The sequence below is a fragment of the Streptomyces sp. NPDC020597 genome (assembly GCF_044335095.1).
Classification (GTDB): Bacteria; Actinomycetota; Actinomycetes; order Streptomycetales; family Streptomycetaceae; genus Streptomyces.
Map to the genome: position 1 here is coordinate 164816 of NZ_JBIRUL010000008.1, position 16392 is coordinate 181207.

Sequence of the window (16392 nt, forward strand, 5' to 3'; positions counted from 1 at the left end):
ACGTGGAGTAGCCGCGTACGGGCGTGCGAAACAGTTCACCGGGACGGATGGCGGCACCAGCCTTCGAGCGGCGCCGGGCGGGGCCCGGTCGCCCTCGCGTCAGCCGCGCACGGATTTCGTCAGCCCCGCACGGCGCCGCACGGCATTCGTCAGTCCCGCACGATGCGCAGGGCGGCGTCCGCGGTGGCGCGGGCGAAACGTGAGGCCGAGTCCTGCGGACCCGACCGGCGCACGAGGATGACGCCCTCGATGAGCCCGAAGACGAGGTCGGTGCGCACGTCGAGCTCGTCCGCGCCGAGCGCGTCACCCGCCTTCGTCGCGGCGATCAGCCGGCGATAGGCGTCCTTGAGTTCGGCGCGCACGGCGTGGAAGCCGGCGAACCGCTCGGCGCGCACCTCGGGAAGCAGATAGAGACCGCCGAGGTTGTGAGGACCGCCGCACAGCAGCTCCACGTCGGTGCGGCACAGCTCCCACAGCCGCTCCTCGGCCGGCCGTGCGGCGTCGGCGAGCAGCTCGCGGGCGCAGGTCAGCGACGGCGCGACCGTCGACTCCAGCAGGTCCGCGAGCAGCTCCTCCTTGCCGGAGACGTAGTGGTACATGGAGGCCTGGCGCATGCCCGCGCGCTCGGCGACGGCCCGGGTCGTGGTGGCGGCGTAACCGCGCGTGGTGAACAACTCCGCGGCCGCCACGAGCAGTTCGGCGCGCGGCGCGAGCCCGCTGTCCGGGCGCTGCGCGGCGCGTGGTCGGCCCACTCGACGCCCGCTGTCCGTCCCCATGCGTTCGATCCTCGCACACGCCCCGCTCCGGCGATCTTCGACCGGGCGCCCGGTGAGGAGTCGGTAACCGGCCCGCAACCGGAGGGCAACGGCGGCGACCCGCCCCGGACCTAATTTCTGTCGGGCGACAGAAATCAACGCGACAGTGACGGAACCGAGCTGCGGAGGTCCGCCATGGCGGCGACAGCGACCACATACGGAGCACGCGCCCACGCCCGGGCCCAGGAGGGCGCACACGCCGAGGCCATGCCGGTCGTCCCGGCCCGGGACTGGCCGGCCCCGCCCTGCGAGGCGGGGCTGCTGGTCTGGGCCGAGACGGTCGCGGGCGGCAACTACACCCACCGCGTCCTGGCCCGGGGAACCGAACTGCGCCTGACCGACCTGCACGGCGACGCCTGCGCCCATCTGCTCCTGTTCGCCGCCGACCGCCCCTGGGAGCGGCTGAACGTCGCCGACACGGTCAAGGTGCAGTGGAACGCCTACCTCGGCGAGGGCGTCCTGCTCCTCTCCGACCAGGGGCGCGTCCTCGCCTCGGTCGTCGTCGACACCGCCGGCCGGCACGACGCCCTGTGCGGCACCTCCACACTCGTGCGCAACACCGAGCGCTACGGCGACGGCGCCCCGCAGTCCCCCTCCCCGGCCGGCCGGGAGCTGTTCAAACTGGCCGCCGCCAAGAACGGCCTCGAGCCGCGCGACCTGCCGCCGTCCCTCTCCTTCTTCCAGGGCGTGCGGGTCGGCGAGGACGGCGCCCTCGACTTCACCGGGTCGGCCGGCCCGGGCGGCAGCGTCACCCTGCGCGCCGAACAGGACGTGACGGTCCTGATCGCCAACGTGCCGCACCCGTGCGACCCGCGCCCGCAGTACGTCAGCACCGCACTCGAGGTCCTCGCCTGGCGGGCCGGCCCGACACGGCCGGGCGACCCGCTGTGGGACGCCACCCCCGAGGGCCGCCGCGCCTTCCTCAACACCGCCGAACACCTCATCGCCCGGGGGATCGCATGAAGACCGTCGTTCCCGCCCGCGCCGCCTGGTCGTCCGTCGTCCGCGCCGGCGCCACCCTCGTCATCACCGACCTGCACGGCAACCAGGCCGTCGACTTCCTCGTGTACGACGCCCACGACACGTCCGTGCGCTACAGCGCCCCCGACACCGTCCACGCCCAGGGCGGCATCTTCCTCACCACGGGCAGCGTGCTGATGTCCAACGAGCACACCGCGCTGATGACAGTGACCGCCGACGACGTGGGCCGCCACGACACCGTCGGCGGCGCCTGCTCCAAGGAGTCCAACACCCTGCGCTACGGCCACCACACGTTCGCCCAGCACGCCTGCGTGGACAACTTCCTCGCCGAGGGCGCCCGGCACGGCCTCGGCAAACGGGACCTGGTCTCCAACATCAACTGGTACATGAACGTGCCCGTCGAGAAGGACGGCACCCTCGGCATCGTCGACGGCCTGTCCGCGCCCGGTCTGTCCCTCTCACTGCGCGCCGAACGGGACGTGCTGGTGCTGGTCTCCAACTGCCCGCAGATCAACAACCCGTGCAACGGCTTCGAGCCGACGGCGGTGGAGATGACGATCACCGAGGCGGCCGGCGCATGACCTTCGACACGCTGCTGGTCGCCAACCGCGGCGAGATAGCCGTCCGCATCATCCGCACCGCCCGCGAGCTCGGCCTGCGCACGGTCGCGGTGTACTCCGACCCCGACCGCTCGGCGCCGCACGTCCGGCTCGCCGACGAGGCGGTGCGGCTCGGACCGGCCCCCGCCAAGGAGTCCTACCTCGACGCCGACCTGGTCCTGCGGGCCGCCAAGGACACCGGGGCCGGGGCGATCCACCCGGGGTACGGCTTCCTCTCCGAGGACGCGTCCTTCGCCCGCCGCTGCGCCGACGCCGGCATCGTCTTCGTCGGTCCGACGCCCGAGCAGCTGGAACTGTTCGGCGCCAAGCACACCGCCCGGGCGGCGGCGCAGGCGGCCGGGGTGCCCCTCGCGCCGGGCACCGGACTGCTCGGCTCGCTGACCGAAGCACAGGAGAAGGCCCGGGCGATCGGCTATCCGGTGATGCTGAAGGCGACCGGGGGCGGCGGCGGGATCGGCATGTCGGCCTGCTCCGGACCCGACGAGCTGGCCGACGCCTGGGAACGCGTCCAGCGCGTCGCCGCGGCCTCCTTCTCCACCGCCGGCGTCTTCCTGGAACGACTCGTCGGCAACGCCCGCCACGTCGAGGTCCAGGTGTTCGGCGACGGCGAGGGCGGCGTCGTCGTCCTCGGCGACCGCGACTGCTCGCTGCAGCGCCGCAACCAGAAGGTCCTGGAGGAGGCCCCGGCGCCCGGCATCCCCGACCATGTGCGCGCCCGGCTCGCCGCCGGAGCTCGCGACCTGTGCGCCTCGGTGCGCTACCGCTCCGCCGGCACCGTCGAGTACGTCTACGACGCGGCCCGCGAGGAGGCGTACTTCCTCGAGGTCAACACCCGTCTGCAGGTGGAGCATCCGGTCACCGAGGAGATCTACGGCGTCGACCTCGTCGGCTGGATGCTGCGCCTCGCGCGGGGCGAGGCAGACGTCGTCCGCGACCCTGGCCCGCCGCGCGGCCACGCCGTCGAGGCCCGCCTCTACGCCGAGGACCCGAGCCGCGGACACCGGCCCAGCGCCGGTCTGCTGACCCGGGTGGACTTCCCCGAGGGGGTGCGCGTCGACGGCTGGGTGGAGACCGGCACCGAGGTGACGACGTCGTACGACCCGATGCTCGCGAAGGTGATCGCGCACGGCCGCGACCGCACGGAGGCCCTGCGGCGCCTCGACGCCGCCCTGGCCGCGACCCGCGTCGACGGCATCGAGACCAACCTGGGGCTGGTGCGGGCGGCGCTGGCCGACGACCGCGTGGTCACGGCCGCCCACTCGACGGCGACGCTCTCCGAGGTGCACGACCCCACCCCCCGCGTCGAGGTGGTCTCCGGCGGCACCCTCACCACCGTCCAGGACTGGCCGGGCCGCACCGGGCACTGGCAGGTCGGCGTCCCCCCGTCCGGCCCCATGGACGACCGTTCCTTCCGCCTCGGCAACCGGGCACTGGGCAATCCCGAGGGCGCCCCGGGCCTGGAGTGCACCCTGCGCGGTCCGGCACTGCGGTTCAGCCACGCCACGACCGTCTGCGTGACGGGCGCGCCCGCGCCCGTCACCGTCGACGGCGCCGCGGTCGCCCAGTGGGAACCGGTGACCGTGCCCGCCGGCTCCCTGCTGGAGGTCGGCGCGCCGCGCGAACACGGGCTGCGCACCTACGTCCTGTTCGCGGGCGGCCTGGACGTCCCCGCCTTCCTCGGCAGCGCGAGCACCTTCACCCTGGGCCGGTTCGGCGGTCACGGCGGACGGGCGCTGCGGACGGGGGACGTCCTGCACGGCGGGACGACCGCCGAGGGCTCCCCGGTCGCGGACCCACCGTCGTTCGGCTCCGTCTGGGACGTCGGCGCCGTCGAAGGACCCCACGCCGCACCGGAGTTCTTCACCGAGGACGACATCCGCGACTTCTACGCCGCCGACTGGAGCGTCCACTTCAACTCGGCCCGCACCGGCGTGCGGCTGATCGGGCCCAAGCCGCGCTGGGCGCGCACCGACGGCGGCGAGGCGGGCCTGCACCCGTCCAACATCCACGACACGCCGTACTCCGTCGGCGCCGTCGACTACACGGGCGACATGCCGGTGCTGCTCGGACCGGACGGGCCCTCGCTCGGCGGGTTCGTGTGCCCGGCGACGGTCCTCAGCTCCGAGCGCTGGAAGCTGGGCCAGCTGCGCCCCGGCGACACGGTCCGCTTCCGGCCGGTGGACGTGGACGGCGCACCGCGCGCCGTGATCGTCGACGGCGGCGTGCTGGCCCGGGACGGCGACGTGACGTACCGGCGCAGCGGCGACGACAACCTGCTGGTCGAGTTCGGCCCCATGCAGCTCGACCTGGCCCTGCGGATGCGGGTGCACGCCCTGATGGAGGCGGTGGCCGAGGCCGGCCAGGACGGTGTCACCGACCTCACGCCGGGCATCCGCTCCCTGCAGATCCGGACCGACCCGGGCCGCCTCCCGCTGTGCGAACTCCTCACGTCCGTACGGCGGACGGTGACCGCGCTGCCGCCCACGGACGAGCTGGTCGTGCCCTCCCGCACCGTGCACCTGCCGCTCTCCTGGGACGACCCGGCGACCCGGGAGGCCATCGCGCGCTACATGGCGGGCGTCCGCGACGACGCCCCCTGGTGCCCGTGGAACATCGAGTTCATCCGCCGCGTCAACGGCCTCGGCACGCCGGCGGACGTCTACGACACGGTCTTCGCCGCGGAATACCTGGTCCTGGGCCTCGGCGACGTCTACCTGGGCGCGCCCGTGGCCACCCCGCTCGACCCCCGGCACCGGCTGGTGACGACGAAGTACAACCCGGCGCGCACCTGGACGGCGGAGAACTCGGTGGGCATCGGCGGCGCGTACCTGTGCGTCTACGGCATGGAGGGCCCCGGCGGCTACCAGTTCGTGGGCCGGACGACGCAGGTGTGGTCGCCGTGGCAGCAGCGCGGCGCGTTCGCACCCGGCTCGCCCTGGCTGCTGCGCTTCTTCGACCGGATCCGCTGGTACCCGGTCGACGCGGACGAACTGCTGGAACTGCGAGCCGACATCACCTCGGGCCGGTTCGTCCCGCGCATCGAGGAGGGCACGTTCTCGCTCGCCGCGTACCGGTCGTTCCTCGCCGAACACGCCGACTCCATCGCCGCGTTCAGGACGGGTCAGCAGGCGGCGTTCGCCGCCGAGCGCGACGCGTGGGAGGCGGCGGGCGAGTTCGCGCGGGCCCAGGCGGCCACGGCCACGCCCGCACCCCCGGCCGAGGTGACCGTCCCCGCGGGCGGCCGGCTGGTCGAGGCGGAGTTCGCGGCGTCCGTGTGGCAGGTGAACGTCTCGCCCGGGGACGTGGTGAGCGCGGGTCAGCCGCTGCTCGCCCTGGAGGCGATGAAGATGGAGTCCAGGGTGCATGCGCCCGTCGACGCCGTGGTGGCGCAGGTGCTGGCCCGGCCCGGCGACCAGGTGGAGGCGGGGACGGCGCTGGTCGTCCTGGCCCCGGCCGCGAACTGAGAGGAACCCCATGTCGACGACGCTCCGCCGGATCCGCGCCGCCTACGACCGCGTCGAGGCCGTGGACCGCCCCGAGATCTGGATCTGCCTGCGCCCCCGGGAGGAGGCCGAGGCCGAGGCCCGCGCGATCGACGAACGCGTCGCCGCCGGGGAGCGACTCCCCCTCGCCGGACGGCTCTTCGCCGTCAAGGGCAACATCGACGCGGCCGGCCTGCCCACCACCGCGGGCTGCCCGGCGTACGCCTACGAGCCCGCCGAGGACGCCCCGGCGGTGGCCGGTCTGCGCGCGGCCGGCGCACTGCTGCTCGGCACGACGAACCTGGACCAGTTCGCGACCGGCCTGGTGGGGACCCGCTCCCCGTACGGCGCGGTCCGCAACGCGTGGGATCCGGCCCGCGTCAGCGGCGGCTCCAGCTCCGGCTCGGCCGTCGCGGTCGCCCTCGGCATCGTCGACCTCGCGCTCGGCACGGACACCGCGGGCTCGGGCCGAGTGCCGGCCGCCTTCAACGGCATCGTCGGACTGAAGCCGACCCGGGGCCTGGTGCCCACGGCCGGCGTCGTCCCGGCGTGCGCGTCCCTGGACTGCGTGACGGTGTTCGCCCGCACCCTCGCGGAGGCCGAGCAGGCCTTGGCGCACATGGCCGCCGGCCCCCCGCCGACACTCCCCGGGCGCTCTCCCGGCCCCTGGCGGATCGCCGTCCCGCCGCGCGCGCAGCTCGGCGAGCTGGACGAGGGCTGGGGCGAGGCGTACGAGGCGGCGGCCCGGCAGCTGGCGGCGGCCGGCGCCGAACTCCGCCCCCTGGACCTGACCCCCTTCACGGAGGCCGCGGCCATGCTGTACGAGGGCGCCTTCGTGGCCGAGCGCTACACCGCCGTCGGCGCGTTCGTCGACAAGGCGGTCGCCGAGGGCGGGGCGGGCCTCGACCCGACGGTCGCCGCCATCATCTCCGGCGCCCGCGACATCCCCGCCCACCGGCTCTTCGCCGACCAGGACCGGCTGGCCGCCCTGCGCACCCGCGCCCTGACCGAACTGGCCGACGCCGACGCCCTGCTGCTGCCCACCGCTCCCGGACACCCCACGCTCGCGGAGGTCGCCGCCGACCCGCTGGGCGCCAACGCCCGGCTGGGCCGATTCACCAACTCCACCAACCTCTTCGACCTCGCGGCGGTGGCGGCGCCGGCCGGCGAGGTGAACGGCCTCCCGTTCGGCGTGATGCTCGTCGGACCGGCGCACACGGACGAGCGGCTGGCGCGGATCGCCGCCCTGCTCCAGCCCGAGACCCGACTGGCCGTCGTGGGCGCGCATCTGACGGGCCAGCCGCTGAACCCGCAGCTGTTGGCGCTGGGCGCCCGGCTCGACGTCACGACCACGACCGCCCCGGTCTACCGCCTGCACGCCCTGCGCACCTCACCACCGAAGCCGGGCCTCGAGCACGTCGGCGAGGGGGGCGCGGCGATCGAGGCCGAGGTGTGGCGTCTGCCCGCACAGGGCCTCGGCCGCCTGCTGTCCGCACTCCCCCGCCCGATGACGCTGGGCAGCGTGCACCTGTCGGACGGCAGCGCGGTCCCCGGCTTCCTGTGCGAGCCGAGCGCGCTGAAGGACGCCGAGGACATCACGCCACACGGCAGCTGGCGCACCTACCTCAACCAACTCCAGGCGTAGTCCCGCAGCACCGCCCCTCAGCGGCGCTGGGCGGGCGGCAAGCCCCCAGAGGCGCGGGGAACTGCGCACCCGCCCCCGGCCGTTCCACACCCAAGGCCGGGGCAAACACCCCTCAAGCGCGCTGGGCGGGCGGCAAGCCTTTCAGCGGCACGGCGGACAAACCCCCAGGGGCGCGGGGAACTGCGCACCCGCCCCCCGGCCACCCCACACCCAAGGCCGGGGCAAACACCCCTCAGGGGCGCGGGGAACTGCGCGACCAGCAACGAACCCCCCGCACCCGCCGCCCCTCACTCACCCCACCGACGAGTAGGCCACCACTCCCCGCAGCAGCTGATCGACAGCCTTGCGCGCAGCCTTCGCCACACTCGAGCCCTCCGCAGGAGAAGCCGCCGCGATCTGCCCCAGCACGTCGATGACCTGCTTGCACCAGCGCACGAAGTCGCCGGCCGGCATCTCCGCCTCGCGCAGCACCTCGTCGAGCCCCTTGCCGGAGGCCCACATGTAGGCGGACCAGGCGAACCCGAGGTCGGGTTCACGCTGCCCCACGCCCTCGGTCTGGCTGATCCGGAAGTCCTCCTCCAGCGCGTCCAGCCGGCCCCAGATCCGCACCATCTCGCCGAGCGCGGCCTTCGCCTTGCCGGAGGGCAGCTTCGGCGCCATCGCGTCGTCGCCGACCCGAGCCTCGTAGACCAACGCCGAGACGCAGGCGGCGAGTTCGGCGGGGGCCAGCCCCTCCCACACGCCGGCGCGCAGGCATTCGCTGGCGAGCAGATCGAGTTCGCCGTACAGCCGGGCGAGCCGCTTGCCGTGCTCGGTGACCTCGTTGCCCCGCAGATAGTCCAGCTCGGTCAGCAGCGCCACGATCCGGTCGAAGGTACGGGCGATGGTGTTGGTGCGTCCCTCGATGCGGCGCTCCAGCTGAGAGGTGTCGCGCAGCAGCCGGTGGTAGCGCTCGGCCCAGCGGGCGTGGTCCTCCCGGTCGGAACAGCCGTGACAGGGGTGCGCCCGGATCGCGGTGCGCAGGCGGGCGATCTCCCGGTCGTCGGCCGCCTGGGAGCGCTGCTTGCGGGCCCGCTCCGGCGGAATGTGCCCGGCCTTGGTGCGCAGCGCCGAGGCCAGGTCCCGACGGGACTGCGGCGAGCGCGGGTTGAACGTCTTCGGAATCCGCATCCGGTCCAGCGCCTCGACCGGCACCGGGAAGTCCATCGACGCGAGCCGCTTGACCTGCCGCTCGGCGGTGAGGACCAGCGGGCGCGGCCCGTCGTGGTGGTCGAAGCCGCGGTGGCCGTTGGCGCGCCCGGCGGGAAGCCCCGGGTCGAGCACCAGCGCCAGACCCGCGTACTTGCCGGTGGGCACGTGGATGACGTCCCCGGGCTTGAGCTTCTCCAGGGCCACGGCGGCCTCGGCGCGCCGCTGGGCCGCGCCCTCCTTGGCCAGCTCCGTCTCACGGTCCTTGAGGTCGCGGCGCATCCGCGCGTACTCCTCGAAGTCACCGAGATGACAGGTCATGGAGGCCCGGTAGCCGTCGAGGCCCTCCTCGTTGCGCTGCACCTGCCGGGAGATCCCGACCACCGAACGGTCGGCCTGGAACTGCGCGAACGACGTCTCCAGCAGCTCGCGCGAGCGGTGCCGCCCGAACTGCTCGACGAGGTTGACCGCCATGTTGTACGACGGCTTGAAGCTGGAGCGCAGCGGATAGGTGCGGGTGCCGGCGAGCCCGGCCAGGTGGTCGGGGTTCATGGCGCGCTGCCACAGCACGACGGCGTGGCCCTCGACGTCGATGCCCCGCCGGCCCGCGCGCCCGGTGAGCTGGGTGTACTCGCCGGGGGTGATGTCGGCGTGCTGCTCGCCGTTCCACTTGACGAGCTTCTCCAGGACGACCGAACGGGCCGGCATGTTGATGCCCAGGGCGAGCGTCTCGGTGGCGAAGACGGCCTTGACCAGGCCGCGCACGAACAGCTCCTCGACGACCTCCTTGAAGGAGGGCAGCATGCCCGCGTGGTGGGCGGCGATGCCCCGCTCCAGGCCCTCCAGCCACTCGTAGTAGCCGAGGACGTGCAGGTCCTCGTGGGGGATGGCGGCGGTGCGCTCCTCGACCAGGGCGCGGACCTCGGCGCGCGCCTCCTCGTCGTTCAGCCGCAGCCCGGCGTACAGACACTGCTGGACGGCGGCCTCGCAGGCGGCCCGGCTGAAGATGAACGTGATGGCGGGCAGCAGCCCCTCGGCGTCGAGCCGCTCGATGACCTCCGGCCGCCCGGGCGTCCACACCCGCGAGCGCTGCCGGCGCTCCCGCTCACGGTCGGCCTCGCGCACGTTCCGGCCGCGCCTGCGGTCCTGGTACGAGGGCTTGGAGGCCTCCATCCTGGCCAGGCGGGCGAGATCGGGGTTGACGGCCCTGCGGTGCCCCTCGCCCTCCTCGAACAGGTCGTACATCCGCCGTCCGGCGAGGACGTGCTGGAACAGCGGCACGGGCCGGTGCTCGGAGACGATCACCTCGGTGTCGCCGCGCACGGTGTCCAGCCAGTCGCCGAACTCCTCGGCGTTGGACACGGTCGCCGACAGGGAGACCAGGGTGACCGACTCGGGGAGATGGATGATCACCTCCTCCCACACGGCGCCGCGGAAGCGGTCGGAGAGGTAGTGCACCTCGTCCATCACCACGTACCCGAGGCCGAGGAGGGTCTGCGAGCCGGCGTACAGCATGTTCCGCAGCACCTCGGTGGTCATCACGACCACGGGGGCGTCGGAGTTGACGCTGTTGTCGCCGGTGAGCAGACCGACCTTGTCACTGCCGTAGCGGCGGCACAGGTCGGAGTACTTCTGGTTGGACAGCGCCTTGATGGGCGTCGTGTAGAAGCACTTCTTGCCCTGCTGGAGAGCGAGGTGGACGGCGAACTCGCCCACGATCGTCTTGCCGGAACCGGTGGGCGCGGCGACCAGGACGCCCTTGCCCGCCTCGAGCGCCTGGCAGGCCTCGATCTGGAAGGGGTCGAGACCGAAGTCGTACATCTCGCGGAAGGACGCGAGCGAGGTGGCCTGCTCGACAGCGCGCCTGCGCGCCGCCTCGTACCGCTCGGCCGGGGAGAGATCCTCTGTCATCGTGCTTTCGAGCGTACCGGGCCGCACCGACAACAGGACGATCATTATCCGGATCCGCGACGGTCGAACCTCGGTACGCCCAGCTCACAGGGGCACGGCCGGCGCCGTGCCGGAAGGGTTCAGGGCCCGACGACCCGGACCGCGCCCGGCACGCACCGGGCGGTCAGCGGCAGCTGTCCGAGGCGCTCCCCGTCCGCGTACCCCCACACCTCCTCGGCGGCGATCACGACCTTCGCCGCCCGGTGCACGGTGACCTCGGGACGCTCCACGTGCGTGCCGCGGTACACCATCGGAAAGACCCGCAGCAGCGTCGTACGGCTGCAGTGCCCGACCACGGTGACGTCGAACAGCCCGTCGGCGAGGTCGGCGCCCGGGCAGATCCGCATGCCGCCGCCGTAGGACGGACCGTTGCCGACGGCGACCAGGGTCGCCTCGACCTCCAGGACGGCGCCGTCGTCGAGCGTGATCCGGTACGGGAAGGGGCGCAGGCCCGCCAGTTCGACGAGCATCGCCAGGTCGTACCGGGCGCGCCCGGGAGGCCAGCGCAGACGGTTGCCGCGGTCGTTGACGCGGGAGTCGAAGCCCGAGGCGAGGACCGTGCCGAACCAGCGTTCGCCGGTACGGCCGAGGTCGACGTCACGGATCCGGTCCGCCTTGAGGGCGTCGGCGATCAGCCTTCCGGCGGCGGCCGGGTCGCGCAGCGGCAGGCCCAGGGCGCGGGCGAAGTCGTTGCCGGTGCCGGCGGCGACCAGGCCGAGCGGGGTGCGGGTGCCGGCGACGGCCTGGAGCGCGAGGTGGGCCATGCCGTCGCCGCCGACGGCGACCAGCGCACCGGTGCCGTCCGCGACGGCGGCCCGCGCGCGGGCGAGGGCGTCCCCGGCGTTCTCGCCGAGGACCGTGCGCACGCGGTAGCCGGCCGCCCGCAACGCGGAAGCGGCCGGCCGCGCCGCACGGGCGCCCCGGCCGCGGCCCGCCGCGGGATTGACGAAGAGGGTGATCTCGCTGGTCACGGGCATGACCTTAAGAGCTCTCCGGCGCCTCTCAGGTCACGTCGTCATAACCGTTGACGCGCTCCGTGGTCGACTGCTCCGGCAGTGACCGGCTCGCCGTGACCGTCTCGACCTCGCCGAGGTCCTCGGGCGTGAGGTCCAGGTCGGAGGCTTCGTCGTCGGCCGGCCCCATCGCGTCGCGACGGCTCTTGCGACGGTCGTTGAGCAGGGAGAAGGCAGTCGCGCAGAAGTAGAGGACCCAGATCGGGCCGGCGAGCGCCAGCATGGTCAGCGGGTCGGTGCTGGGCGTGGCGACCGCGGCGAACACCGTGATCCCGATGATCATCCCGCGCCACCAGCCGAGCATGCGCTTGCCGGTGAGCACCCCGGTCAGGTTGAGCATCACCAGCAGCAGCGGCAGCTCGAAGGAGAGCCCGAAGACCAGCACCATGCGCACGATCAGGTCGAGCAGGTCGTCCAGCGGCAGCTGGTTGTCCAGGTCCGCGGGCGAGAACTGCAGCAGCACCTTGGCCATGGTCGGCAGCGTCTTGTACGCGAAGAACGCGCCGCCGAGGAACAGCGGAACGCCCGTGCCGACGAACGCGTACGCGTACTTGCGCTCGTGCTTGTGCAGGCCCGGCGCGACGAAGGCCCACAGCTGGTAAAGCCAGACCGGCGAAGCGAAGATCACGCCCGCCATCAGGGAGACCTTCAGGGCGAGCGTGAACGGCGTGAGCAGACCGTTCAGCACGATACGGGCGCAGGTGCCGCTGCGCTGGTGCGCCAGCTCCGCGAAACTGGACTCGCACCCCACGGCGTGCAGGATCGGGTTCGTGAAGAACTCGATGATGTTCTTGTAGAAGAAGGCGGCCACGATCGTCACGACGACGATGGCCAGCATCGCCTTCGCGAGCCGGTTGCGGAGCTCACGAAGGTGATCCGCGAGGGGCATCCGCCCCTCGGGGTCCATCTCCTCTTTGCGGGCAGACTTCAGCAACCCACGTTCCCATCTCGTGCGGCGGGCCGGAGGTCACCGGCCCTGCGTCAGCGCTTGGTCGTGTCCGTCGGCTCGGTGACCGGACGGGAGCTGGTCACGTCACCGGGAGAGGCCTGGATGGTGCGCTGAGCCGGGGGCTGCTCGTCGTGGTGCGGCGGGCCGGCCGGAGTGGCCGTGCTGCTGCCGTCTTCCTTCATCGCCTTGGCCTCGCTCTTGAGGATGCGAGCGGACTTGCCGAGCGACCGCGCCATGTCGGGAAGCTTCTTGGCGCCGAACAGCAGGATGACGACGACGAGGATGAGAATGATCTCGGGGGCGCCGAGCCTTCCGAACATAAGTCTTTACCTTCTCACCGAGGCTGCGGGGGTGGTTACCGTCCGACCGGTCGGACAACTGTCCGAACGATCGTGTTGACAGCGATCGTAACGCTCAGGGGTAAACGTGAGGCAATCCCTGTGCCTACTCCCGGTGCGCGGCTCGGGCCTCGTTATCCGGGCCGCGATCAGCAGCGTACCTGCCTCCCCCACCGGCGCGGGAGGGCGAAGTGTCCCAAAACGCATTCGCCCGGGGACTCACAGAACGACCGCAGCCCGACGGCCCGAGATCGCCGCGCCGACCGGCCCGGAGGGCAAGTCACAGGGCGTCCGCGGCACGAGCCGCGCTCACCGCCGCCCGCTCCAGGTCCTGGGCGGCCCGGTCGATACGGCGCGCGGACTCCGCCACCTGCCGGCCCAGACGCCGCGCCTCGAGGAAGACCCGCACGGCGAACACCGCCAGAACGGCGAGACCCGCGAAACCCAACGCAACCGCGCACATCGGCCAGAACATGGGGCCGAGCCTAGACCCCGCTACGGGGTCTGCAGGCGCAGGGTCCTGACCCCGCCGCCGGTGAGCAGCTCGACGATGCGCTCGCCGGCCGGCTTGCGCACGGCCGCCCCGCAGTCGGGGCAGGTGAACGAGTAGAAGGTGGTACGGCTGGACGCACCGATCGCGAGCCTCAGCGCGCTCGCGGTCAGCTCGAAACGACCCCGGCAGTCCGGGCAGGCCGCCCGGAACAGGACCGGGCCCACACTGCGCATCCCCGCGAACGCGGACGCCACCGACAGCGTCCGCACCCCGGACGTCACCGACTCGCTCAAAGCCCCTGCTCCCGCCCGTCGATCCGGCCCTCGCCCTGCTGCCGGGCCCCCTGCACGGCCGCCGGTCCGGCTGCCGTTCCCGCCGCCTCGAACCCGTCGTACGCCGCCAGCGCCTCGCGGGCGGCCCGGCGGGCACTGTCGGCGAGGTCCGGCGGCGAGACGATCCGCCCGTCACGCCCGAGCCGCAGGGCCAGCCGCCGCAGCGAGGCCGGGTCGGGCGTGCGCAGAGTGATACGCAGCCCGCCGTCGGGAAGCTCATCGGCGCTGTCGTGCGGGTAGTACTCGGCGACCCAACGGCCCCCGGGGCCCACCTCGACGACGACCTCGGGATCTTCCGCGGACGGCTGCACCAGCCCCTCCGAAAGGTCCCGCAGCTCGATCTCCGGCGGCGCCGACGGCTCGTCGAGGATCCTGATCTCGGCCACCCGGTCCAGCCGGAAGGTGCGGCGCGCCTCCGAGCGGCGACACCAGGCCTCGACATAGGTGTGTCCCACGCTGACCAGGCGGATCGGGTCGATCTCGCGCTCGGTGACCTCGTCACGAGCGGGCGAGTAGTAGCGGATCCACAGCCGGCGCCGCTCCGAGATCGCCCGGTCGACGTCGGCGAAGACCCCGCCCTCGGACTCGAACGTCACCGACAGACGGGAGCTGGCCCCGGCCGCCTCGCCCGCGGCGGTCTCCACCTTCGCCGTGGCGCGCAGCAGCGCCTGCCGGTCGCCCTCGCGCAGACCGGGCAGCGTCGCCACCGCCCGGGCCGCCACCAGCAGCGCGGTCGCCTCGTCGGCGGCCAGCCGCAGCGGCTCGGCGGCGTCCGCGCCGAGCGCGGCCGGGTTGTGCCACCAGATGCGCTCGCCGTCGGTGTCGATGTCGAGGAGGTCGCCGCCGCGGAAACTCGTGCCGCACATGGGCAGCACGTCGAGGTCGGAGACCAGCTCGTCCTCGGTGATGCCGAAGGCCCGCGCCACGTCCTCGATGCGCGCGCCCGGGCGCTCCCGCAGGTACGTCACCAGGGAGAGCATCCGCCGGGTCTGGTCGATCGCGTTCGTGGGCCTGACCGGTTTGCCTGCCACTGTGTTGCTCGCTCCCCCTCAGCCCTTGGCCACGGCCCGCAGCCGGTCCACGACGTCCGCCCGCAGCTCGGCCGGCTCCAGCACCACCACGTCCGGCCCGAACTCCACCAGCCAGGCGTCCAGTCCGTGCCCGTACGGAATCTCCAACTCGTCCCACCCGTCCCCGAGTTCCCGCACCGCGGTGGCCTTCGCCCGCAACGGGAACCCGGCGTCCGTACGCAGCCGGATCAGCGCGCTGCGGTCGGCGGTCTCCCCCGCCCAGCTGGCGACGGTCTCGCGCACGGTGACCACGTCGGGGACCGGCACGGTGAAACGCGCCCCCCGCGAACGCACCTTGCCGGTGATCCTCGACAGCCGGAAGACCCGCTCGGCCCCCCGGTCACGGTCGAAGCCGGCCAGATACCAGTGCCCGCGCCAGCACTCCAGCGCCCACGGCTCGACAAGCCGGGGCTCCGGACGGGCCGCGGTCGCCTTACGGTAGTCGAACACCACCGGACGGCGGTCGCGGCAGGCCAGCATCAGCGGCTCGAACGCGGCCTCGTGCACCGGAATCCGGGGCTCCAGCGCGCTGTGGGCCTCGTAGGGGTCGACGTCCTCGGGCAGTCCCGCGGCGCGCAGCTTCTGCAGGGCGCCGCTGGCCGCCCCCGCGAGCCGGGCCTGCTGCCACACCTTGGCCGCAAGCCCCAGGGCCGCGGCCTCCTCGGCGTCCAGGGTGATCGGCGGCAGCCGGTTGCTGTCCCGGCGGGCCAGATAGCCGATCTCGCCGTCCAGGCTCTCCACGGTCTCGATGACCAGCCCGAGCTCACGGAGATCGTCCTTGTCCCGCTCGAACATCCGGTTGAAGGAGTCCTCCGACGCCGGCGCACCGTGCCCGGCCCGGAAGGTCTCGACGTACGCCTCGATGGAGTCGCGCAGCTCGCGCTTGCTGAGCGGCCTGCGCGTCCCGAGCAGACACAGCGCGAGGTTCATCAGCCGCTCGGCCTTGGCAATGGCCATCGACGCCCTTCGCCTCCCCTATGGTGCTTACGATCGACGACCGTACCGCCCCGCGGTGCCCGGACAAAGCCGAGGGCCCATGCCCGGACGGGCATGGGCCCCGGATGAGCGACACCGGTCGCGCCGTGATCGACGCCGACCGGTCGCGCCGGGTCAGACCCCGAGCAGGTCCACCACGAAGATCAGCGTCTCGCCCGGCTTGATCGCCGGGGTCGGGCTCTGGTTGCCGTAGGCGAGGTGCGCCGGGATCGTCAGCTGACGACGGCCGCCGACCTTCATGCCCTGCACGCCCTGGTCCCAGCCCTTGATGACCCGGCCGCCGCCCAGCGGGAAGCGGAACGGCGTGCCCCGGTTCCAGCTGGCGTCGAACTCCTCACCGGTGCTGAAGGCGACACCCACGTAGTGGACGCTGACGTTGTGGCCCGCCTGCGCGACCTCGCCGTCGCCCTCCCAGATGTCCTTGATCTCGAGGTCCGCCGGGGGCTCGCCACCGGGGAAGTCGATCTCGGGCTTGTCAATGCTCACGTCACTGGCTCCTGCACGTCTCACGGAAAAGCAA

The 16392-nt window shown here is 73.1% G+C and carries 14 protein-coding genes; 4 read left to right on the top strand and 10 right to left on the bottom strand.

The window, feature by feature from the left end:
• Positions 1 to 149: 149 nt before the first annotated feature.
• A complete protein-coding gene (locus ACH4ZA_RS16615) occupies positions 150 to 776 on the bottom strand; it encodes a TetR/AcrR family transcriptional regulator (protein ID WP_319281223.1) in 627 nt (208 codons plus the stop codon).
• A gap of 174 nt (positions 777 to 950) precedes the next feature.
• On the opposite strand from ACH4ZA_RS16615, the gene ACH4ZA_RS16620 reads away from it, so the two are divergent.
• From ACH4ZA_RS16620 to atzF, 4 genes are read left to right on the top strand one after another with little or no spacing between them, the layout of a single operon-like run.
• Entirely contained in the window at positions 951 to 1778 is an 828-nt protein-coding gene (locus tag ACH4ZA_RS16620; RefSeq protein WP_398430062.1) for an urea amidolyase associated protein UAAP1, read from the top strand.
• Positions 1775 to 2377, top strand: coding sequence for an urea amidolyase associated protein UAAP2 (locus ACH4ZA_RS16625; protein WP_319281221.1), 603 nt, complete (start codon positions 1775 to 1777; stop codon positions 2375 to 2377). Before ACH4ZA_RS16620 ends, ACH4ZA_RS16625 begins: the two co-directional genes overlap by 4 nt.
• Positions 2374 to 5880 carry a 5-oxoprolinase/urea amidolyase family protein gene (locus tag ACH4ZA_RS16630; protein WP_398430063.1) on the top strand — a complete coding sequence of 1169 codons (3507 nt, stop codon included), beginning with the start codon at positions 2374 to 2376 and terminating at the stop codon, positions 5878 to 5880. The genes ACH4ZA_RS16625 and ACH4ZA_RS16630 overlap by 4 nt, the downstream gene beginning before the upstream one ends.
• A 10-nt stretch (positions 5881 to 5890) precedes the next feature.
• Positions 5891 to 7543 carry an allophanate hydrolase gene (atzF, locus tag ACH4ZA_RS16635; RefSeq protein ID WP_398430064.1) on the top strand — a complete coding sequence of 551 codons (1653 nt, stop codon included), beginning with the start codon at positions 5891 to 5893 and terminating at the stop codon, positions 7541 to 7543.
• Between the two features lie 291 nt (positions 7544 to 7834).
• Here the strand turns inward: atzF and ACH4ZA_RS16640 are convergent, their stop codons facing one another.
• From ACH4ZA_RS16640 to ACH4ZA_RS16680, 9 genes are all read right to left on the bottom strand, one after another.
• Positions 7835 to 10687, bottom strand: a complete 2853-nt coding sequence (locus ACH4ZA_RS16640; protein ID WP_319281217.1) for a DEAD/DEAH box helicase — start codon at positions 10685 to 10687, stop codon at positions 7835 to 7837.
• Between the two features lie 74 nt (positions 10688 to 10761).
• Positions 10762 to 11652 carry a diacylglycerol kinase gene (locus tag ACH4ZA_RS16645; RefSeq protein WP_398430065.1) on the bottom strand — a complete coding sequence of 297 codons (891 nt, stop codon included), beginning with the start codon at positions 11650 to 11652 and terminating at the stop codon, positions 10762 to 10764.
• A gap of 31 nt (positions 11653 to 11683) precedes the next feature.
• A complete protein-coding gene (gene tatC / locus ACH4ZA_RS16650; protein WP_398430067.1) occupies positions 11684 to 12628 on the bottom strand; it encodes a twin-arginine translocase subunit TatC in 945 nt (314 codons plus the stop codon).
• 47 nt (positions 12629 to 12675) lie between these two features.
• Positions 12676 to 12963, bottom strand: coding sequence for a Sec-independent protein translocase subunit TatA (gene tatA, locus ACH4ZA_RS16655; RefSeq protein ID WP_398430068.1), 288 nt, complete (start codon positions 12961 to 12963; stop codon positions 12676 to 12678).
• A gap of 298 nt (positions 12964 to 13261) precedes the next feature.
• Positions 13262 to 13456, bottom strand: a complete 195-nt coding sequence (locus ACH4ZA_RS16660; RefSeq protein ID WP_351672211.1) for a hypothetical protein — start codon at positions 13454 to 13456, stop codon at positions 13262 to 13264.
• A 20-nt stretch (positions 13457 to 13476) separates the two neighbouring features.
• Positions 13477 to 13767 carry a hypothetical protein gene (locus ACH4ZA_RS16665; RefSeq protein WP_398430070.1) on the bottom strand — a complete coding sequence of 97 codons (291 nt, stop codon included), beginning with the start codon at positions 13765 to 13767 and terminating at the stop codon, positions 13477 to 13479.
• Positions 13764 to 14837 carry a helix-turn-helix transcriptional regulator gene (locus tag ACH4ZA_RS16670; protein WP_398430071.1) on the bottom strand — a complete coding sequence of 358 codons (1074 nt, stop codon included), beginning with the start codon at positions 14835 to 14837 and terminating at the stop codon, positions 13764 to 13766. The genes ACH4ZA_RS16665 and ACH4ZA_RS16670 overlap by 4 nt, the downstream gene beginning before the upstream one ends.
• 18 nt (positions 14838 to 14855) lie before the next feature.
• Positions 14856 to 15833 carry a helix-turn-helix transcriptional regulator gene (locus ACH4ZA_RS16675; RefSeq protein ID WP_398430072.1) on the bottom strand — a complete coding sequence of 326 codons (978 nt, stop codon included), beginning with the start codon at positions 15831 to 15833 and terminating at the stop codon, positions 14856 to 14858.
• Between the two features lie 153 nt (positions 15834 to 15986).
• Positions 15987 to 16358, bottom strand: a complete 372-nt coding sequence (locus tag ACH4ZA_RS16680; protein ID WP_020128331.1) for an FKBP-type peptidyl-prolyl cis-trans isomerase — start codon at positions 16356 to 16358, stop codon at positions 15987 to 15989.
• Positions 16359 to 16392: the final 34 nt, after the last annotated feature.